General features: G+C 67.1%; 22 protein-coding genes, 1 tRNA gene and 1 pseudogene. 17 read left to right on the forward strand and 7 right to left on the reverse strand.

Annotation, left to right across the window (positions count from 1 at the left end):
• Window positions 1-9: 9 nt before the first annotated feature.
• Window positions 10-1,263: an HNH endonuclease gene (locus ACWDTI_RS08660; RefSeq protein ID WP_449737655.1), complete on the reverse strand. Its 1,254-nt coding sequence runs from the start codon at window positions 1,261-1,263 to the stop codon at window positions 10-12.
• 178 nt (window positions 1,264-1,441) lie between these two features.
• Between ACWDTI_RS08660 and ACWDTI_RS08665 the strand changes: the two genes are divergently transcribed.
• Both ACWDTI_RS08665 and ACWDTI_RS08670 read left to right on the forward strand, forming a co-directional pair.
• The gene (locus ACWDTI_RS08665; protein WP_449737656.1) at window positions 1,442-1,792 is read left to right on the forward strand and encodes a UBP-type zinc finger domain-containing protein; all 351 of its coding nucleotides are present in this window, start codon (window positions 1,442-1,444) and stop codon (window positions 1,790-1,792) included.
• 37 nt (window positions 1,793-1,829) lie between these two features.
• On the forward strand, window positions 1,830-2,312 hold the full coding sequence (locus ACWDTI_RS08670) for an N-acetyltransferase family protein (RefSeq protein ID WP_449737657.1): 483 nt from the start codon (window positions 1,830-1,832) through the stop codon (window positions 2,310-2,312).
• A gap of 376 nt (window positions 2,313-2,688) precedes the next feature.
• Here the strand turns inward: ACWDTI_RS08670 and ACWDTI_RS08675 are convergent, their stop codons facing one another.
• Window positions 2,689-3,084 carry a tautomerase family protein gene (locus ACWDTI_RS08675; protein ID WP_449737658.1) on the reverse strand — a complete coding sequence of 132 codons (396 nt, stop codon included), beginning with the start codon at window positions 3,082-3,084 and terminating at the stop codon, window positions 2,689-2,691.
• Between the two features lie 29 nt (window positions 3,085-3,113).
• On the opposite strand from ACWDTI_RS08675, the pseudogene ACWDTI_RS08680 reads away from it, so the two are divergent.
• The 6 genes and pseudogenes from ACWDTI_RS08680 to ACWDTI_RS08705 all read left to right on the forward strand — a co-directional run.
• Window positions 3,114-3,267, forward strand: a pseudogene (locus ACWDTI_RS08680) (phage major capsid protein); the annotation flags it as partial.
• Window positions 3,268-3,371: 104 nt separating this feature from the next.
• The gene (locus ACWDTI_RS08685; protein WP_449737659.1) at window positions 3,372-3,590 is read left to right on the forward strand and encodes a hypothetical protein; all 219 of its coding nucleotides are present in this window, start codon (window positions 3,372-3,374) and stop codon (window positions 3,588-3,590) included.
• A gap of 307 nt (window positions 3,591-3,897) precedes the next feature.
• A complete protein-coding gene (locus ACWDTI_RS08690) occupies window positions 3,898-5,025 on the forward strand; it encodes a tyrosine-type recombinase/integrase (RefSeq protein WP_449737660.1) in 1,128 nt (375 codons plus the stop codon).
• Between the two features lie 223 nt (window positions 5,026-5,248).
• Window positions 5,249-5,443 carry a helix-turn-helix transcriptional regulator gene (locus ACWDTI_RS08695; protein WP_449737661.1) on the forward strand — a complete coding sequence of 65 codons (195 nt, stop codon included), beginning with the start codon at window positions 5,249-5,251 and terminating at the stop codon, window positions 5,441-5,443.
• 453 nt (window positions 5,444-5,896) lie between these two features.
• Complete coding sequence (locus ACWDTI_RS08700) at window positions 5,897-7,216, forward strand: hypothetical protein (protein WP_449737662.1); 1,320 nt, start codon at window positions 5,897-5,899, stop codon at window positions 7,214-7,216.
• A 188-nt stretch (window positions 7,217-7,404) separates the two neighbouring features.
• Window positions 7,405-7,749 carry a hypothetical protein gene (locus ACWDTI_RS08705; RefSeq protein ID WP_449737663.1) on the forward strand — a complete coding sequence of 115 codons (345 nt, stop codon included), beginning with the start codon at window positions 7,405-7,407 and terminating at the stop codon, window positions 7,747-7,749.
• 363 nt (window positions 7,750-8,112) lie between these two features.
• Here ACWDTI_RS08705 and ACWDTI_RS08710 read toward each other — a convergent pair whose 3' ends face one another.
• Entirely contained in the window at window positions 8,113-8,241 is a 129-nt protein-coding gene (locus ACWDTI_RS08710; protein WP_449737664.1) for a hypothetical protein, read from the reverse strand.
• Window positions 8,242-9,049: 808 nt separating this feature from the next.
• Between ACWDTI_RS08710 and ACWDTI_RS08715 the strand changes: the two genes are divergently transcribed.
• From ACWDTI_RS08715 to ACWDTI_RS08730, 4 genes are all read left to right on the forward strand, one after another.
• Window positions 9,050-9,283 carry a hypothetical protein gene (locus tag ACWDTI_RS08715; RefSeq protein ID WP_449737665.1) on the forward strand — a complete coding sequence of 78 codons (234 nt, stop codon included), beginning with the start codon at window positions 9,050-9,052 and terminating at the stop codon, window positions 9,281-9,283.
• 350 nt (window positions 9,284-9,633) lie between these two features.
• Window positions 9,634-10,878, forward strand: a complete 1,245-nt coding sequence (locus tag ACWDTI_RS08720; protein WP_449737666.1) for a phage major capsid protein — start codon at window positions 9,634-9,636, stop codon at window positions 10,876-10,878.
• 70 nt (window positions 10,879-10,948) lie between these two features.
• Window positions 10,949-11,452: a hypothetical protein gene (locus tag ACWDTI_RS08725; protein ID WP_449737667.1), complete on the forward strand. Its 504-nt coding sequence runs from the start codon at window positions 10,949-10,951 to the stop codon at window positions 11,450-11,452.
• A 284-nt stretch (window positions 11,453-11,736) separates the two neighbouring features.
• Entirely contained in the window at window positions 11,737-12,483 is a 747-nt protein-coding gene (locus tag ACWDTI_RS08730) for a hypothetical protein (RefSeq protein WP_449737668.1), read from the forward strand.
• 58 nt (window positions 12,484-12,541) lie between these two features.
• Here the strand turns inward: ACWDTI_RS08730 and ACWDTI_RS08735 are convergent.
• Window positions 12,542-12,616: transfer RNA gene (locus tag ACWDTI_RS08735), tRNA-Gln, on the reverse strand.
• A 46-nt stretch (window positions 12,617-12,662) separates the two neighbouring features.
• Window positions 12,663-13,418, reverse strand: coding sequence for an SDR family oxidoreductase (locus tag ACWDTI_RS08740; RefSeq protein ID WP_449737669.1), 756 nt, complete (start codon window positions 13,416-13,418; stop codon window positions 12,663-12,665).
• 130 nt (window positions 13,419-13,548) lie between these two features.
• Between ACWDTI_RS08740 and glmU the strand changes: the two genes are divergently transcribed.
• Window positions 13,549-15,033 carry a bifunctional UDP-N-acetylglucosamine diphosphorylase/glucosamine-1-phosphate N-acetyltransferase GlmU gene (gene glmU, locus ACWDTI_RS08745; RefSeq protein ID WP_449737670.1) on the forward strand — a complete coding sequence of 495 codons (1,485 nt, stop codon included), beginning with the start codon at window positions 13,549-13,551 and terminating at the stop codon, window positions 15,031-15,033.
• Window positions 15,034-15,058: 25 nt separating this feature from the next.
• The gene (locus ACWDTI_RS08750) at window positions 15,059-16,036 is read left to right on the forward strand and encodes a ribose-phosphate diphosphokinase (RefSeq protein WP_449737671.1); all 978 of its coding nucleotides are present in this window, start codon (window positions 15,059-15,061) and stop codon (window positions 16,034-16,036) included.
• Here ACWDTI_RS08750 and ACWDTI_RS08755 read toward each other — a convergent pair.
• The gene (locus tag ACWDTI_RS08755) at window positions 16,033-16,602 is read right to left on the reverse strand and encodes a hypothetical protein (protein WP_449737672.1); all 570 of its coding nucleotides are present in this window, start codon (window positions 16,600-16,602) and stop codon (window positions 16,033-16,035) included. The genes ACWDTI_RS08750 and ACWDTI_RS08755 overlap by 4 nt on opposite strands.
• 65 nt (window positions 16,603-16,667) lie before the next feature.
• Between ACWDTI_RS08755 and arsC the strand changes: the two genes are divergently transcribed.
• Window positions 16,668-17,009 (forward strand): arsenate reductase (glutaredoxin), encoded by a 342-nt coding sequence (gene arsC, locus ACWDTI_RS08760; protein ID WP_449737673.1) that lies wholly within the window; start codon window positions 16,668-16,670, stop codon window positions 17,007-17,009.
• A 14-nt stretch (window positions 17,010-17,023) separates the two neighbouring features.
• On the opposite strand, the gene ACWDTI_RS08765 is transcribed toward arsC, so the two are convergent.
• Window positions 17,024-17,455, reverse strand: coding sequence for a limonene-1,2-epoxide hydrolase family protein (locus tag ACWDTI_RS08765; RefSeq protein WP_449737674.1), 432 nt, complete (start codon window positions 17,453-17,455; stop codon window positions 17,024-17,026).
• 263 nt (window positions 17,456-17,718) lie between these two features.
• Between ACWDTI_RS08765 and ACWDTI_RS08770 the strand changes: the two genes are divergently transcribed.
• Both ACWDTI_RS08770 and pth read left to right on the forward strand, forming a co-directional pair.
• The gene (locus tag ACWDTI_RS08770; RefSeq protein WP_449737675.1) at window positions 17,719-18,345 is read left to right on the forward strand and encodes a 50S ribosomal protein L25/general stress protein Ctc; all 627 of its coding nucleotides are present in this window, start codon (window positions 17,719-17,721) and stop codon (window positions 18,343-18,345) included.
• 21 nt (window positions 18,346-18,366) lie between these two features.
• Complete coding sequence (gene pth / locus ACWDTI_RS08775) at window positions 18,367-18,933, forward strand: aminoacyl-tRNA hydrolase (protein ID WP_449737676.1); 567 nt, start codon at window positions 18,367-18,369, stop codon at window positions 18,931-18,933.
• Window positions 18,934-18,978: the final 45 nt, after the last annotated feature.

Genomic DNA, 18,978 nt, shown 5'->3' on the forward strand with positions numbered 1-18,978 from the left:
TGTTACCGGTCAGGCGACCAGTAACAGTTGATGGAATCTGATCTCCGCGCGGCTGACCGTGGGCGGTCGGTGGCCCACCGCCGCCGGTGCCGTGGTGGTGTGCCGGTCCCCGGTGGGCGTGGTGATCTGCATGGTGTGCGGCCCGGCTGACTCGACGATGAGATAACTCCAGCCCGGCATCTCCTTGGCGCGGTTGTGCACTCGGCAGCACCCGTCCGCATTGTCCGCGCTGGTCGCTCCGCCGTCGGCGTGCGAGCGGGCGTGGTCGATTTCCGCGATGACGTTGCCGCAATATGCTGTGCGACAACACTTGTCACGGACCCGGATCAGATGTGCCAAGCTCTTCGGGAAGGCGCGGGCGGTTGACTCCATCGAGACGATGGCGCCGTCGTCGGGCCGGGCGAACAGTCGCCGCAGGGTTGTCTCGGTCTCCGCGAGATCGAGACCGTCGATGACCATCTGCCGAGCCATCGCGGCAGGAATCGGCCCCTGCCCGGGGATTTCAGCCACTTGATCGCTGAGGCCGAGAAGCGTGTCGGTGGAGACGACGAGGTTGACCGCGACCGGGACGCCCGACGCCGCGGCCTGGCCGGTGACCCGTTCGACGAGCGTGTCGGCCATGATCTGGTCACGGGTGCGGTCATCGCCGCCGACCACACTGTCCGCGTGCTGTTTCAGCGCCGCGTACACGGCCACCCCTTGCTTCATCGGCAGCAGCGCAGTGACATTGGCCATGAGATCGGGTGCCGGTCGACTCGTGACGCGGCGATGTTTCTCGGCCTTGGCCGCACGCGCGACCACCGCGTGCGGATCGAGTTCGTAGGCGTGCTTCTTGGTGTCGGCCTCGATCTGCCTGTCGCTCTTGCCGATCAGCGCCTCCGGGTCGGCACAGACGCGGCGGTCGATCTCCTCGCGGGCCTCGCGCGTGAGATAACCGGTTTCCCGCACCAGGATCGTGACGCGCCATTCGGTGAGCACACCGGTCTGCAAAGCGGCGTAGGTATGCGGCATCTCGGCCATGGCGCGGGCCAAGCCGAGATACTGCGCACCTCTCTGCGGGGAAGCCTTGCGCGCCAAGCCGATCTCGGCCGAGAGCCCGCGCCCCTGACGGGCCTTGGGGACCTTGCGCGCGACCTCATCCGCGTTGCGCAGGTCGTCGAGGCGACCGGTCTCGCGGACCTGCGCCGCGGTGGCCGCGGACTTGATCTCCTCGAGGATCGTCAGCCGATCCGTCGCCTGCGGTTCGCTATCGGCCGCGGGCATCGCCACCAGATCGGTGATCAGAGCGCGTAGATCGTCGTCGGTTGCCAGTATCGGAACCACCCCCCAAGGTGCTCTCGAATGTATGTTCGAAGTCTAACAGAGATCCTGTGGCGCAGCAAGATTCGTGTCCGTCGCCGGCATCTCGACAGACCGGCCGGGGCGTGCGTAGCCTGGGTGGATGGTCACCGACAACCCACTCGATCCGAGCGTCCCGCCGTCGGGCACCGGGTGCGCCGACTGCCTCGCGACCGACGACGGCTGGTGGGTCCACCTCCGACGGTGCGCCGCCTGCGGCCACATCGGATGCTGCGACACCTCCCCCGCCCAACATGCATCACACCACGCCGCCGACACCGGCCATCCCTACATCCAGAGCTTCGAACCCGGCGAGGACTGGTTCTGGGACTACTCCACGAACGAGTTCGCGGAGGGACCCGAATTGGCGCCGCCGACAAGTCATCCCGCCGATCAACCGACTCCCGCACCGCACGACCGGATTCCGTCGAACTGGCAGGAACTGCTGCATTAGCGCGACCCGAAGAACCTGCGGCCGTTAGCATGTCGGGATGTCCGTCTCCACGAATCCATTGACCGCCGCCGACCACGACGACTGGCTGCCGCTGTGGCACGGCTATCTCGACTTCTACCGACACTCCTTGTCCGACGAGCAGACCGCGCTCACGTTCGATCGGATCCTCGATCCCGAGTTCGCCATGTGGGGCGCCCTCGCGCGCGACGATGCCGGACGCCCAGTCGGCTTCGTCCATTGGCTCACCCATCCGTCCACATGGAGCGACGCGCCCTACTGCTACCTCGAGGATCTGTTCGTGGCGAGCGATGCCCGCTCCACCGGGGCCGGCCGAGCCCTCATCGCGCGAGTCACCGAATGGGCCGCCGCGCAGGAGATTCCGAAGGTGTATTGGCAGACCGCCGCGGACAACACCACGGCCCGATACCTGTACGACAAGGTGGCCAGGACGGAGTTCGTCGTCTACGAGATCGACCTGCCGCCGCAGACTGAAGCCACTGCGGGCTCGAGCACGTCGTAGGCGGCGTCGCGTGGCGCCCCGTCGAGGCCGGCCCCGAGGCCACCGATACGGCCTCGGAAACCGCTCCTGTGGCCTCGGAGACCACCGACTCCACGGCAGCGAGTACCGCCGAAACCGGCTCGGAGAGCACGGAATCCGAGGATGGGTGGGCGTGGAACAAACCGGCGCGCTGGCCGACCCCGCGGACCTCCCGTTCGACGCGGCCCACCTGGACAGCCCGAGGCCCTCCAGGCCGCCATCACCGCGCTCCTGGAGGCCAAGCCTCACCTCAAGGCCTGCCGGTTCGCTCCCGACGCCGCGGCGCAGGGAGCAATGGGACAGGCCTCGGGAGGCATGGATCTCCTCGGAATCCTTCGTCAGAACGCGTAGGCGTCGGTCAGACGTTTATCTCGAACCCAAGATCAACGTCGCACGCCGCCTGCCCGCCACGGATTCCCCAACTCGCCGTGTCGATGTCACGAACAACGACGGTGACGTGGTCACATGGAATCCCCAGCGGTTCCAGGCGGCTTGTGACCTCCCGATATAGAGCGCGCTTGGCGTCAACGGTCCTACCGGCGAAGCAATCAACCGTCACCAGCGTGTACGCCTCCGGCGTGCTGAGAGTCGGAGGTACCGCGAACCTGTGAGGCTCGTGAACCACAAGCCTCACATGCTTGTCCACCACGGGGATCGCGAATGCGGCCACCAGGGAATCGTGAACGGCGTCCAGGATCGCGACCTCGGTCTCGGGTCCATGGTTTCGGCGAACTTCCACCTGCGTGCTCGGCATCTGGGCACAAGGAACAGGTAGCCAGCCTCCTGGTCCAACCTCTGGAGGCCGCCTCGGTCGTCCCGGCCGCTGGACCCAAGATCTTCGACCCTCATCCGGTTCTCGAATGAGCTTGCGCGCCAGTCGGTTATCGGCTTGGACGCCATGCTCTGCCAGCGTCTCGTGGCCGACGTGGCCATGGCCGAACAGATGGTCCTCAACCGCTACCGCCGGAGGGCCCGTAATGCCGCGGCTCCTCCTCCGGGACACGGTGACGCTCAAGATCGGTGGCGGCCGTGGTGAGAACGATGAAGGAGCAGGCCGAGCGCGGCCGGTCCACCACGCTGACCACCTACCGGCTGGTGGTCACCGACTCCCGTATCGAACAGGTCACCACGGTGGTCTGGAGGACCAAGACCTACACCTTTGAGGGTCTGCCGATGCCGTACCGCGTCGGCGGCCGACACCATCATTGCGAGGTCCTCATGAGCCTGGGCCAAGGGTTAGAGAACAAGGGCAACAACTGAATATCTCGGAGACCATGCCGCGTCTCCACACGCTCGGCCAAGGCCTCGGATCACCCGGTCCGTGGCCTCTGTCGTGCCCAACGTCTGGCACGCTGACCGCACTCCAGCGCGTTTACGCTTGTCAAAGGGGCTCCCCCACCAGGACTCGAACCTGGACAGGGAAATGGCCCAGAAACACCCTCCCACCTGCCAGAACATGCCCCTAACCTGGCCATATCCTGGTTGACATGTGCGGACATATCCGCACGTGGACGGCGCCAATGTAGGCTCATTGGGCACGGACTGGGCACGAACTGGAGGCGTGGGCATGGCAGGACAACGGTCATTCGGGAGTATCCGCAAACTCCCGTCCAAGCGATTCCAGGCCCGCTACGTCGGCCCGGACATGGCCCGTCACACGGCGTACACCACCTACTCCGCCAAGATTGACGCGGAGGCCTGGTTGTCGGATGAACGGCGCCTCATCGAACGCGGGGAATGGACTCCCCCGGCCTCCCGGGCCGCGGCCAAGGCGGCCGGTGGTGTAACCGTCCGAGAGTTCGCCACGGCCTGGTTGGCCACCAAGGACCTCACCCCGAAAACGCGCCACCTCTACCAGACCCTCCTGGACGGCCGGATTCTTCCCCACCTCGGGGACCAGCGCATGGTGGACGTGGACCTGGAGACAGTGAGGGCATGGTGGAAGGACCGGGAGGCCGACGACACCCCCACCACCTCGGCCCACGCCTACAACCTCCTGAAGGGCATCTTCAACGCGGCCGTGGCCGACGAGAACCTGGCCGTGACCGCGAACCCCTGCCGAGTGGAGAAGGCGGGGCGTCGGCCCAAACGGGTGGACCTGGAACTCCTCACCCCGTCCGAACTCGTCCAGGCCACCGCCAAACTCCACGAGCACTACCGGACGTGTGTCCCGGTGACCGCCTGGTGTGGCCTCCGGTTCGGGGAGATGATTGAACTTCGCCGGAAGGACGTGGTGGTCTCCAAGGACGGCACCATGGTCCTGAAAATCCGGAGGGCGGCCACCATCGTGGGGAAGGACCTCGTGGAGGGCAAACCCAAGTCGGAGGCCGGAGTCCGGGACATAACCGTCCCCCCGCACGTTGCCAAGGCCCTCACCGCCCACATGAAGCGATTCACCGAACCCGGCCCCGAGGCCTTGGTGTTCACCACAATCCGCGGAACACGTTTAACGGCAGGCACTTTCACCAAACCGTTTAAGGCCGCGGTGGCCTCGGTGGGCAAACCGGACGTTCGTATCCATGACCTCCGCCATGTCGGGGCCGTCCTGGCCGCCCAGGCCGGGGCCACCACCAAGGAACTCATGGGCCGCCTCGGCCACTCCACCCCGGAGATGAGCATGAGATACCAGCACGTGGCCGCGGGCCGTGACGCGGAAATTGCGCGCCGATTGTCGGAACTAGCAGAGGAAAACTAGCAGATCAGACAGCCTCTGTTTTGACCTCAAACGTCAAATAGACTGTTACACAACAGGTTACCTCTACGGAGTCCGTTGACAATCCCGGACACTTACGTCTAATGTCATCGACACGCGGATAAGCGAAGGTCCCGAACCGGCAGGCGTGCCGGGGACCTGGGCGCCCTGAGACGCATGAACGAGAACGTCCGTCCTGTTCATGCTCACCCAGGAGTCCGCCATCATGGCCACCAAGTCCCGCGCACGTACGCGCTACCTGTCCCTCCAGGACGTTGCCGCCGAACTCGGCGTGTCTGACAGAACCATCCGCCGATACATCGCGGACGGGAAACTCTCGGCCTTCCGGCCCTCTACTCGCACCATCCGAATCGACCCGGCCGAGTTGGACCGCTTCATCTCCCAGGGTGGCGTGGCATGACCGCCGCCCTCGTCCTGGTCCTCCTGGCCGCCATCGCCTACCCGGGCGGCCTGGCCATCGGCGCCCACGCCCGGAGGTGGGCGCGGTGATCGGCCGGGACCTCCAGGCCCAGGCCGCCGCGATGAGGTGCGACGTATGCGGACGCCCGGGGATGGTTCGCCATCACGTCGGAGGCGCGGCCTCGGTGATGGTCACCCACAAGTCCAGGTGCCCGAACAACCCCCGCGGCCGACGTTCGCGCTAGCGCCAACCCAACCCATAGGGACCTCCACGGCCCAAGTGGCGCAACGCTTTACATACCCAGGAGACATTCATGTCCCAGACGAAAAGAACGGCCCCCCGCCAACCCGCGGAGGACCGTCCCGACAACACCGACACCGACGGTAACCACTCCGCCGATACGCCCAGGATACCCGCCTGGAACGCCTTCACGGAGAACCTCAGGGCGCGCCGATGACCGCCCCGAAGTACACCCCGGCCGCGGCCGAGAAGCGGGTGTTCGACTACTCCGCCATCACTCGGTTCATCGAGGCCGAGGCCGATAAGCGCATGGTGTCCAAGTGGACCCTGTTGGGTGGCGCCCTCACCCGGGCGGCCTTGGCCACCCCTCACACATGGCTACTCCCCGCCATCGTGGAGGACGTGGGCGGCCTGAACCTCCTCATCGTCCACGCCGGTCCCTCGGGTTCGGGCAAGGGCGCCGGTAAGGCGGAGATATTCTCCTGGCCCGACACCGACGTGTTGGACCTGGAGGACGGCCACCAACGCCTGGCCGACGTGTTCGTTCCGATCACCGTGGCCTCCGGTGAGGCGTTCGGGTCCCTGTTCGTGGAGACCCAGCAACTCCCGGACCCGGCCGGTGGCAAGGGGAAAATCCCTGTCTCCGTTCGTATTCGGTACGCGGCATGGGCCGACTTTGACGAAGTGGACCAGGTGGCCGCCATCGGTGGCCGCCAGGGTTCGACGCTCACACTGGAGATTCGTAAGGCGTGGTCCGGTTCCGGCATCGGTACCCACACCAAGGTGAAGGCCAACCGGGCATCGGTCCAGGCGCACACGTACCGCCTCGTGGTCACCGTGGCCGCCCAACCCCTACGGTGCGGCCCGATATTCGAGGAGGAGGCCGGTGGGACCCTCCAGCGGGTCCTCTGGTTGGACGCCTCGGTCCCCAAGTGCGACGACGAGGACGAGGACCTGGACGTGGCGCCATCGCGTCCCATGCCCATCACTCTGCCGAAGTTCCCAGCGACCACCGGCCGGTACTTCTTCGACGTGGACCCCGAGATTCGCCGGGAGATTCGTCGGGACCGACGCCGCCAACGGTGGCAGGACGAGGACGCCCACCGGAACCTCGTGAAGCTGAAGGCCGCGGCCTCGTTCGCGGTCCTCCATGGGTCCACCTCCATCACGCCCGAAGTCTGGGAGGTGGCCGAGGCCATCATGTCCCACTCCGATGGTGTCCGTGCGTCGGTACGCCTGGGACTTGCCAAGGAGAGGTCCGACCAGATGGCGGCCAAGGCCACCACCAACGCCCGAATGGAGGTCATCTCCGCGTCTCAGCGGGACCTCATGGTGGACGCCGTGGCCAAGAAGGTGGAGAAGTGGTTGCGCGCCAACGGGCCTGCCACCGCCAACCGTGTGAAACAGGCGGCCGTTACCGGCGTGGACCGTTCCCTGGTGGCCGATGCCCTAGACCTCCTCATGGAGAGAGGAGAAGTCATGGTCTGCGGCCAGTCCCGCGTGAAGTCTCCCCTCTACGGGGTGACCTCGTGACGAACAGTGGAGGCGTGGAGGCGTGGAACGCCTTCACACATACCCCTTACGCGATTCGTTTCATCTCTCTCTCACCTGGTGTTTTACCTCTGGGCGGCATGGGTGGAAACGCGCCACCGCCCTCCACGCCTCCACGCTCCACCCTTCACGGGCATCGGCCCGCACCTCTCAGACAAGGAGAACCGACCATGACTACCGAGAACGCCACCCCCACCGAACCCGCCAACCTCTGCGCTGGTGAGTTCACCCCCGCCACCATGGTCCCGGCCTCGGAGACCTGGGCGTTGGTGTACCACCCCGACCGGCCCAGGTACGCCCCCATCTATCCCGTGGTGGCGTGGGCATCGGGGACGGCCGAACTCCAGTCCCCGACGGGGAATCTGGCCGAGACCCTAACCACCGCCCTGGTGGACGTGGGCACGGGTAACGGGGCCTGGGCCGCGGAACTGCGGGCCTCGGGATACGAGGTCATCACCGGGACCAGGGACCGGGTGGAGGAGGAACGAGAGGACCTCTGGAGGGCCGACCAGTGACCGACCGCAACGGGCGCCCTCGTCGGCCCAAGGTGTCACCTACCGCCCTCCTGGACGCCCTCGGGGTCCAGGGCCGCCCACGCGGGCGAAAGGGCGTCCTACTCGACGGCCTGGGCGTGGACACCCCTAGCATGTCGGCCGAGGACCGGAAGGCCTTGGCGTCCGAAGTCATCGACGCGGCCGAGGGCCGGGGGCGTGCCCAGTGAGCCGGGGACTACACCGAGTCCAACAGGACAAGGACGGGCCGGTGGCGTTGGCCGTGGCCATCCTCACCGGGTCCGCCAACCTCCGCGGGGCCGCGTGTACCCGCAACCCGCGTCTGTTCGATCCCGACGTGTCGGCCCAGGCCCTCGGGTTCACCTCTCACCGCGACCGGGAGAAGGCCGTGGAGGCCACCTGTATCTCGTGTCCGGCCCGTGGTGCCTGTTGGGCCTGGGCCTCGGAGTTGAACTCCCAGAGGATCACCGGACCGACCGCGGCCACCGCGGGCATCCAAAGCGTGATGAGGCCACGGAAACCACGCCCACTCCGCACGGCCACCCCCGAGGACTCCGCCGATAATCCAGGCCCTCCACGGCCCGCACGGCGCCGAGGATCACGCGCCCGTATCCGCCCGTCCATCCATCGCAAGAGGAGAAGAACATGACCTCCACCGAGTGTTCAGTCTCGGGGTGCATCCGCCCCGTCCTTTGTCGGGCGATGTGCCAGCGCCACTACTACTACGCACGGCGCTATGGTTCCCCGACTCCACCGCCCCGCTACCGAACGGACCTCACCGGGCGTCGGTTCGGTGCCCTCGTAGTCCTGGAGTTCCGTTCCGGCAATGGAGGGTGGACCTGTCGATGCGACTGTGGCGCAACAACGATTGTCCCGACCAAGAACCTCACGGCCGGTAACACCGCCTCGTGCGGATGCCGACGGACCGCCCGACGGGACGGCCCAGTGGGATACAACGCGGCCCATGACCGCCTGACCGTGGACCGTGGCGTGGCCGCGGACCGTGAATGTGAGGACTGTGGCAAACCGGCCGCCCACTGGTCCTACGACCACCAGGACCCGGACGAACTGGTGGACCATCTCGGATTCCCCTACAGCCTGGACCCGGACCACTACTCGGCCCGCTGCGCATCGTGCCACCGGCGCATGGACGCACGTAGGCGTCCCGGGGTAGGGGGTCAGAATCGCTTGGCCGCGCCCCTCACCCCTTCTCCGCCGGTCTCCTTCCCGTCGAAAACATGAGGCATCCCTCATGTTTCCCTGGCACCGATTGACCAGCGCAAACCACACCAAGGAGAACTCCATGAACCCCTCCACCCATCGTTCCGACCGCGCCCGGGCCTTGGCGGCCCGCCTCGTTCTGGCCATACATGACCAGAACGTGGAGGCGGTCAATTCCGTGATGGCCGAGGCCGCCGAGGCCGGGGCCTCGTGGGATATGACCGTCACCCTGGCGGGCATGGCCGCGGCCCGCATCCCTGACGAACAGGCCCCCGAACTCGTCGCCGCGGCCTTGGACCGCCTGGCCGCCGACTGACCCCGACACGCCCCGTGTGACATGAATTGTCAAACAGGACAACGGGTTCCGACGGTGATAGTCTCGGCCCCGACGGTGGTTCCCCTCCATGTTTCCGCCGTCACGCTAGGGCGGCCTCGGTCGCACGGGTAGACCAGCGGTAACCATCCCGCCCGTCCCCGTGGACCGGGAACCACCGCCCACCTTCGCCCGGAGTGGCCAACGGTAACCAGTCCGTCCGCCCCCGAGGAGGGTTGCGCAACCCCCGAGGTCGTCCCAGGACCCCTCGGTGTCGTCGCCCCTCCTACTCTCCGGGGCGGCCCACCGAGGGCCTGGGACTCCTCTCCACCCACTTCAGAGGAGACACTCCAATGACCATCCGACGACTCCCCGGCCAGGACGGCCGCATGGACTTCGATGACCTGTCCGACGAGGCACTACACGCCCGTTCGGCCGAACTCCGCGCCAAGGCCGCGGCCAACGTCGCCCAGGCCAAGGCCGCGGGCGCACGGACCGCGGTGGGCGTGAAGGCCCGCGACGACGCCCAGAACGCCCTGACCCTGGCCAAGGCCATGGACGCGGAACTGAAGGGCCGCGCCGAACGCGCCGCCCACGTCACCGACCCGTCCCAGTTGCGGGCCATCGACCCCGACACGGGTGCCATGGGCGCCCCTGGCAGCTTCACCGGAGGCCTGGGCGCCAAGGCCCAGACCCACCTCACCCGTGATGCACTCCGGACCGCCGCGGCCACCGCGGTGAATACCGGATTCGTGGCGGGCGGCCAGAAGGCACTGAGCCTGACCGACCACACCGCGGTGGCCGTCGTCGCCCCGGGCCTGGCCCCCCTCGGTCGCCCCCGTGGCGTTCTCGACGTGATCGAGGCCCAGGCCACCACCGCGCCCGCCTTCCGGTTCCTGAAGCAGACCAGCCGTGCGAACAACGCGGCCGTGGTCGCCGCGGGCGCGGTCAAGCCCACCTCCACCTACGGCCTGGCCCCGGTGGACCGAACCCTCCAGGTCGTCGCCCACGTGTCCGACGCCATCGCGGAGTATGACCTCTCCGACGTGGCGAACCTGACCACCTTCGTCCAGGCGGAGATGGAGTATGGCCTGGCCTTGGCCATCGAACGCCAGGTGTTCCAGGGAACCGGCGCCGCGGGCCAGCTTCACGGCCTGGCCGGGGAATCGGGCGTCCAGGTCCAGGCCTTCGCCTCGGACCTGCTCACCACCACCCGGAAGTCCCTGACCGCCATCGAGTCCCTGGGCTACATGGGCGCGGTGTTCGTCGTGTCGCCTGGCGCCCTGGAGGAGATTGACCTGGCGACCACCTCGGGGTCCGGGGAGTATCAGAACGTCCGCGCCCCGTTCGACCGGGCGGAGTACAAGTTGTGGGGCGTCCCGGTGGTCGTCTCCACCGAACTCCCCGCCGACACCGCGTATCTCATCGGCGCGAACTCGGTCATCGTCTGGAGTGATCCGGGCGCCGCGGTCCGCGTCCAGTGGGACCGCGTGAACGATGACTTCCAGCGCAACCAGGTTCGGTGCCGCCTGGAAGGCCGGTTCGAGGTGGCCGTGTCGCGGCCGGAGGCCATCGTCCGTATCGACACCGCGGAGTGATCCACTCCGGCCCAGGCCTCCACCATCACGGGGGCCTGGGCCGGACCCCTTCTCTCACAAGGAGTTCGCCATGGGAATCGGGAACCTCATCGGTGACGCCATCACCTTCATCGGTGGCCGCCTGGACGGTGAGAGTCACTCGACGGGCAACGGGTACTCCGGCCACGTGGACCTCGTGGGGTCGAAAATCGCCCCGGACCCCACCCGCCTGGTTAGTTTCCGCAACGGTGGCGTGATCGGTGAGAGCCGCGCCCACGCCAACGCCCAGCGGGCCGACGGGTCCCGGGCCAAGTTGGCCGCCCTTCAGCAACGCGGAGGAGGACCCAGCGGTCCCGGCCGCCGACAAGGCGGGGCCGACGCGCCCACCCGGAGGGGTACGGCCACAACTCACGCCCACCAGGGTGGGGGTTCACGGTCCCGGCCCGCCCACGGCATCGGGGACGGCCTCGTGTTGGCCCCCGGCATCGGCATGGGCGGCCGAGGTGGAGGTGGAGGGCGCCGACGCCCGGACGAGGTGGCCCCCGGAGTGCCCTGTCCATCGTGCGCCTCGGGTATCACGGTCCCGGTCCGATAGTCGGATATGCTTGTCCCACAACTTCATATGCTCGGAGATGCCCTCGGGCATCATGCCGTGCGTCTCGTCGGAACCCTCGTCCACTCGGACGGGGGTTTCGTCGTTGGTGGGGCGTGGAGGTACTGGCGGGCGTGGATGGCCTCGGCCGCAGTTCCGCCATGGGAGCATGTGGGCGTGAAGCGATTCCTTACGAACTGGGTAGCGCGCCGATCCGGCGACCCACTCCCCCTCACCCTCACCGTCGGCGGCCTCATCATGTCGGCGGTCTGCGCCGTGTGGGGTTCATGCGCGACTCGGACGGAATGCTGGTCAACCTACTGTCAGGTCTCGCAATTGTCGGTCCGGCCTTGGTGGTTTCAAACATCGTCGTGGCCAAAGTTCAGACGTACCGGACGATGCACCAAGCCGAACTCGATGTGGCCCTTATCAATATCCTCTTGTGGTCCGCCATCGACGTGGCGCGTGACTGCCTGGAGGTGTTGCGCGTCGAACGTCCACTGTTGGAGTTGCCCGAACCGGGACACAGTGAGTTCGCCAGCATGTTCCGACTGAAACGGGCGATTGAGGACGCCCAGGACGCGATTCACACAGCGTATGAATCTCCGGGCATCGAACCAGCGCCACACCTGGAACTACTCGGTCACCCGATGGCGACTCCGCCCTATGCCAACGTCCTACGATTCATGGAGCGATTAGACACAAGAATCCCCTGTAGAAACGCTGTCATGTCCGCCATCGGTGCCGCGGACTGGACCAACCGGGTGAACGTGGACTTCGTATATCGGGGCGGGGCCGCAGCGTCGGAACCGATCAGCGACGACGACAGGCCTGGACTGTGGCAACCAGAGACGGGCCTGAACAACATCGCCACATGGTTCGACCGGGCCACGGATGGAACGGACCGGGGACCCCGTGTCGGGGCACACAGTTACTTCCGGTTCGTGGAGGACACGCTCCAACGCGCACTCTGGATCACCGAGGCGATGATTCAGGACCTCCCCGAGAAGATCACCGTGGGCGGAAGTGAGTAGCAGATGGGCACGTAGTGGGCACGCGGCCCGCGATTCCCAGCGTTTACGCTGGTCAGAATGGCTCCCCCACCAGGACTCGAACCTAGAATGCCTGAACCAAAATCAGAAGTGTTGCCGATTACACCATGGGGGATTACTGCGCAGACGATTGTGCCACAACCGTCTGCGCAACCGAGACCTCAGTCCTTCGGACCGCCGGCCACGTAGACGACCTGACCCGACACGAAGCCCGCACCCTCGCTGATGAAGAACGACGCGGTGTGCGCGATGTCCTCGGGCACGCCGGTGCGGTTGACCGGAATCTGCGATGCGGCCGCCCGCTTGAAGTCCTCGAACGGGACACCGACGCGCTCGGCGGTGGCGGCGGTCATCTCGGTCTCGATGAAACCGGGGGCGATCGCGTTGGCGGTGACTCCGAAGCGGCCGAGCTCGATGGCCAGCGTCTTGGTGAAGCCCTGCATGCCGGCCTTGGCCGCCGAGTAGTTGGCCTGCCCACGGTTACCGAGCGCCGAGGTGCTCGACAGGTTCACGATGCGGCCCCAGCCGGCGTCGACCATGTGCTTCTGCACGGCCTTGGTGACGTTGAACGCGCCGCGCAGGTGCACGGCCATGACCGCGTCCCAGTCGTCGACGGTCATCTTGAAGAGCAGGTTGTCGCGGATGATGCCGGCATTGTTGACGACGACGGTCGGCGGGCCGAGCTCCTCGACGATCTTCTCGACGGCGGCCGCCACCGACTCTTCCTTGGACACGTCGGCGCCGACCGCGATGGCCTTGCCACCGGCGTCGGTGATCGCCTTCACGGTGTCGGCGCAGGCGTCGGCGTCGAGGTCGAGCACGGCGACGGCGAGTCCGTCGGAGGCCAGGCGCTTGGCGACGGCGGCGCCGATGCCCCGCGCGGAGCCGGTGACGATTGCGGTCTTCTGAGTGGTCATGGGCGGTGCCTCCATCGGTCCGTGACAGTGTCGGATGTCCCCTTGGTTCTATCAGGCCCGAACATTCGCTCGGTGGGCACGTGTCGGGTGATGGCCGGGATGTCACCCGGACTGCGTACCATCGGACCCCATGACGGAACCGTCCTCAGCGCACACCGCGGTGATCGTCCTCGCGGCCGGCGCCGGTACGCGCATGAAGTCCAAGACCCCGAAGATCCTGCACGAAATCGGTGGTCATTCGCTGGTCTGCCACGCTCTGCGCGGTGCTGCGGCGCTGGAACCGGACCATGTCATCGCCGTCCTCGGTCACGAACGCGACCGCATCGCCGGCCCCATCGCCGCGATCGCGGCCAGCATCGGCCGTCCGGTCGACACCGCCGAGCAGGAGAAACAGCTCGGGACCGGCGACGCGGTCCGCGCCGGCCTGACCGCCCTGCCCGACGACTTCATCGGCACGGTGCTCGTCACCCCGGGTGACGTCCCGCTGCTCGACGGCGAGACACTCGCCGCGGTGCTCGCCACCCACCGCGCGGGGACCGGTGCCGCGGTCACCCTCACGACATTTGTCGCCGCCGACCCCACCGGGTACGGCCGCATCCTCCGCACATCCGATGGGCTCGGTGTCCGAGCCATCGTCGAGGAACGCGACGCCACCTACGAGCAGCGCTCGATCACCGAGGTGAACGCGGGCGTCTACGCGTTCGACTCGCAGACGCTGCGGTCGTCGCTGTCGCAACTGTCCACGCACAACGCGCAGGGCGAGTACTACCTCACCGACGTCGTCGAGATCGCCCGCGCGGCGGGCCGCAGCGTGCGTGCCCATACCGTCGACGACAAATATCTGGTCGCCGGCTGCAATGACCGCGCGCAGCTCGCCGAGCTCGGGGCCGAGCTCAACCGGCGGGTCATCCGCCGCCATCAGCTCGCCGGCGTGACCGTGGTCGACCCGTCGAGCACGTGGATCGACGTCGACGTGGTCATCGGCACCGACGTCCGCATCGAGCCGGGCACCCAGCTGCAGGGCACCACCAGCATCGACGCCGACGCGGTGATCGGCCCGGACTCGACACTGCGAAACGTGACCGTCGGCTCCGGCGCCTCGGTCATCCGCACCCACGGCAGCGATTCCGAGATCGGCCCGGATACCAATGTGGGTCCGTTCGCCTACCTGCGTCCCGGCACCCGGCTGGGTGCCGGCGGCAAGATCGGCACGTTCGTGGAGACCAAGAAGGCCGACATCGGCGCGGGCTCAAAGGTCCCGCACCTCACCTATGTCGGGGACGCGACCATCGGTGAGCATTCCAACATCGGCGCGTCGAGCGTATTCGTGAATTATGACGGCGTGACGAAGCATCGTACGGTGATCGGGTCCCATTGCCGTACCGGCTCTGACAACATGTTCGTCGCACCTGTGCAGGTCGGCGACGGCGCGTACACCGGAGCGGGTACGGTTTTGCGCGACGATGTTCCGCCCGGTGCCCTCGCGGTGTCGGCGGGACAACAACGAAATATCGAGAACTGGGTGGTACGGAAGCGCCCGGACACCGAGTCGGCGCGCGCCGCACTCGAGGCCCTCGACTCCGATCACCTCACGCACGACCAGCCCGGCGATTGACACACATCGGAGAAGTAGAGATTCCATGACCTGGACCACCGACAACCAGAAGAACCTGATGCTGTTCTCTGGGCGCGCCCACCCCGAACTCGCCGAAGCCGTCGCCGACGAACTCGGCATCAAGGTCACCCCGCAGACGGCCCGCGACTTCGCCAACGGTGAGCTGTTCGTGCGTTACGAGGAGTCGGTCCGCGGATCGGACGCGTTCGTCCTGCAGAGTTGCCCGTGGCCGCTCAACCAGTGGGTGATGGAAGCCCTCATCATGATCGACGCCCTGAAGCGCGGCTCCGCCAAGCGCATCAGCGTGATCCTGCCGTTCTACCCCTACGCCCGCCAGGACAAGAAGCACCGCGGGCGTGAGCCGATCTCCGCACGACTGATCGCCGACCTGCTGCAGACCGCCGGGGCCGACCGCATCATCACCGTGGACCTGCACACCGACCAGATCCAGGGCTTCTTCGACGGCCCGGTCGACCACATGCACGCGCTCGGACAGCTCTCCGACTACGTCCGGCAGAAGTACGGCACCGACAACATCGCCATCGTCTCGCCCGACTCGGGTCGTGTGCGGGTGGCGGAGAAGTGGGCCGACGCGCTCGACGGCGCGCCCGTCTCGTTCATCCACAAGACCCGCGATCCGCTGGTGGCCAATCAGGTTGTCGCGCACCGTGTCGTCGGTGAGGTCGAGGGCCGCACGTGCGTCCTGATCGACGACATGATCGACACCGGCGGCACCATCGCCGGGGCGGTGTCCAAGCTCAAGGACGCCGGCGCCGGCGACGTCGTCATCGCCACCACCCACGCGGTGTTCTCCGATCCGGCGACCGAACGCCTGGCCAACTGCGGCGCCAAAGAGGTCATCGCGACCGACACCCTGCCCATTCCGCCGGAGAAGCGCTTCGAGAACCTCACCGTGCTGTCGATCGCCCCGCTGCTGGCACAGACGATCCGCGAGGTGTTTGAAAACGGTTCGGTCACAAGTCTTTTCGACGGTGTCGCCTAGTTCTGAGCGTCCGGGCGGCGGCGTCTGATCCGCCACCACACGATGCCGCCGGGGATCGCGATCAGCGCAGCGATCGCGACGAACGCCCCGATGACGACCGGTTGCGGGCTGCGCTGGGCGTCGTCGGTGAACGGCGCGATGGTCGGGCCCGCGTACTCCACGACGTCGTCGAGGCCGATCGCGGTGTTGTCGCACAGCGTCGCACCCCACTCGCCGTCGGCCGCAGCCAGACCGGTGGGCGCGTGTCCGAGCACCAGCAGGCGTTCGGTGCCGAGTTGGAGGTCGAGCCCGCACGCCGCGGAGTCCGACGACGTGAGGACGGTGATCGTCTGCGGCACCCGCGCCTTGTAGCTGTCCCGCACCTCGACGCGATAGCGGACCGCGCTGCCGTCTAGCGTCCGTGACACCGGCGTGCCGACCACGATCGCGGACGCGTCCTTGACGACCGCCGCGGCGGGTCGCGGTGCGCACGTGCACGCACACGCCGAGCCGGGCGCCATGACGAGCAGGCCGCCGACCGCGAGCACGACGATCACCACGCGGAGCGCGACACCGGCAACGGTCATGCGGCTCACCGTAATGCGGCACGACGGTCCAGAACCAAGGATCCATCCGAGTACTGTGATCGATCGTGGACGCGACGATCTATCACAACCCGAAGTGCTCGACCTCCCGCAAAGCACTGGAGAAACTCCGCGAGGCGGGCATCGAACCCACCGTCGTCAAGTACCTCGACGAGCCGTACACACGCGAGCAGCTCACCGAACTGTTCGCCGACGCGGGACTGACCGTCCACGAGGCCGCCCGCAAACGCGAGGCCCGGTACAAGGACAACGACCTCGCGTCGGCCTCGGAGGACGAACTGCTCGACGAGATGGTGGCGCATCCGGTCCTGGTCGAACGCCCATTCGTGGTGACGGACAAGGGAACCCGACTCGCCCGTCCGCTCGAGCGGCTCGACGAGATCCTCTGATCAGCGCCGAACGCTCACACCGGCGCCGGTAGGCGCCGCTGGACTGTCGGCACGACGGCCGCGGCCAGCCCGCGGACCAGGGCCTTGGTCATGTCGAAGTAGTCGAAGTAGTCGCGCCAGAGCACCACCCGGCCCTCGGCGATCTCGAATCGGCCCCACACCCAGAACTGCAGGGCCACCCGGCCGATGCGGATTTCGTCGATCCGCTCGGTGAGCACCACCGGCCCGTCGGAGGCGACGTTCACCATCCGGTAGTTGAAGCCGTATCTGCCGCCGTCGAAGCGCGCAAAGATCTTGGCGACCTTGCGCTTCCCCCGCACCGTCGGAAGGGAGACGTTGGTGTAGACGATGTCGTCGTCGATCTCGGCCATGGCCGCGTCGATGTTCCCACGGGCGAACTCGTCGAGCATGGTGGTGACGATGTCGATGGGGGTCTGCGATGTCATGGGGAAAGTATGCCGGTGGGCGCCCTTCGTGAGAGGGAGCTGGGCGGGCGCGATGTGACATTCGCCCAGGCCATCGACTATTCTGGCCGGTGTTGTCTCGGCGAGGGTGAGCGATCACCGTTATCGGCGCGACCGACAAGAAGATCTCCTGCGAGGGCCCATGTCGCCCTGCGCCGGGCCGGTTTCTCCTGGTCGTCGCCGTTCGCCGCGACCGACCCACCGATCACCGCGGTCCCCCGGGGCCGCCAGACGAGGAGAACACCATGGCAAACCAGATGCCGAAGCTCGAAGTCCAGACCCGTTCGGCGAAGGGCAAGGGCGCTGCCCGCCGCGCCCGCCGCGAGGGCAAGGTTCCCGCCGTCCTCTACGGCCACGGCACCGATCCGCAGCACCTGACGCTTCCGGCTCGTGAGCTCGCCGCCATCCTGCGCGCGAACGGCACCAACGCCGTCATCGATCTCGACATCGAGGGCGCCAGCCAGCTCGCGCTGACCAAGCAGGTCGACGTCCACCCCATTCGCAGCTACATCGAGCATGTCGACCTGCTGGTCATCCGTCGTGGCGAAAAGGTCACCGTCGAGGTCACGGTCGTCGTCGAGGGTGACGCGGCTCCGGGCACCCTGGTGGTCCAGGACGCCAACACCGTCGAGATCGAGGCCGACGCCCTGTCGATCCCCGAGCAGATCACCGTCGACGTCGAGGGCAAGGAAGCCGGCCTGTCGATCCACGCGGGCGACCTGAACCTCCCCGAGGGTGTCACCCTGGTCACCGAGCCCGACGCGCTCGTCGTCGCGGTCAACGCGGCCCCGACCGCCTCCGACCTCGAGGAAGAGGCCGTCGAAGCCGGCGCCGAGGTGCCCACCGAGGGCGACGGGACCGAGTCCGAGTAAGTCGAGCTCGATTCTCGATCAGTGAAACTGATTGTCGGACTGGGGAATCCCGGATCGAAATACGAGAAGACGAGGCACAACATCGGCGCGATGGTCGCCGATGCCCTCGTCGCCTCGGCCGGCGAGCGGTGGAAGGTGCACAAGAAGTCCGGCGTGGACGCCGCACCGATCACCGTCGCCGGCCAGCAGGTCCTCGTCGCCAAGCCCCGTGTCTACATGAACGAGTCGGGACGGCAGGTGGGCCCGCTCGCCAAGTTCTATTCGGTCGCGCCGGGGGATCTCATCGTCCTGCATGACGAGCTGGACATCGACTTCGGTCTCGTTCGCCTCAAGCAGGGCGGCGGCGAGGGCGGCCACAACGGTCTGCGGTCGATCAGCCAGGCGCTCGGCACCCGCGACTATCTCCGCGTGCGACTGGGCATCGGACGCCCGCCCGGCCGCCAGGATCCGGCCGACTTCGTGCTCAAACCGTTTCCGTCGTCGGCGCGGGCCGAGGTCGATCTGTTGATCGGTCACGGCGCCGACGCCACCGAGCAACTCGTCGCATACGGCCTCGATGCCGCGCAGAACGTGGTGCACGCGTGGTGAATTAGCCGCGCCCGCCTGCGAACCCGAAGTCTCAGTGCGACGATG

This window comes from Gordonia sp. NPDC003424, assembly GCF_053588655.1.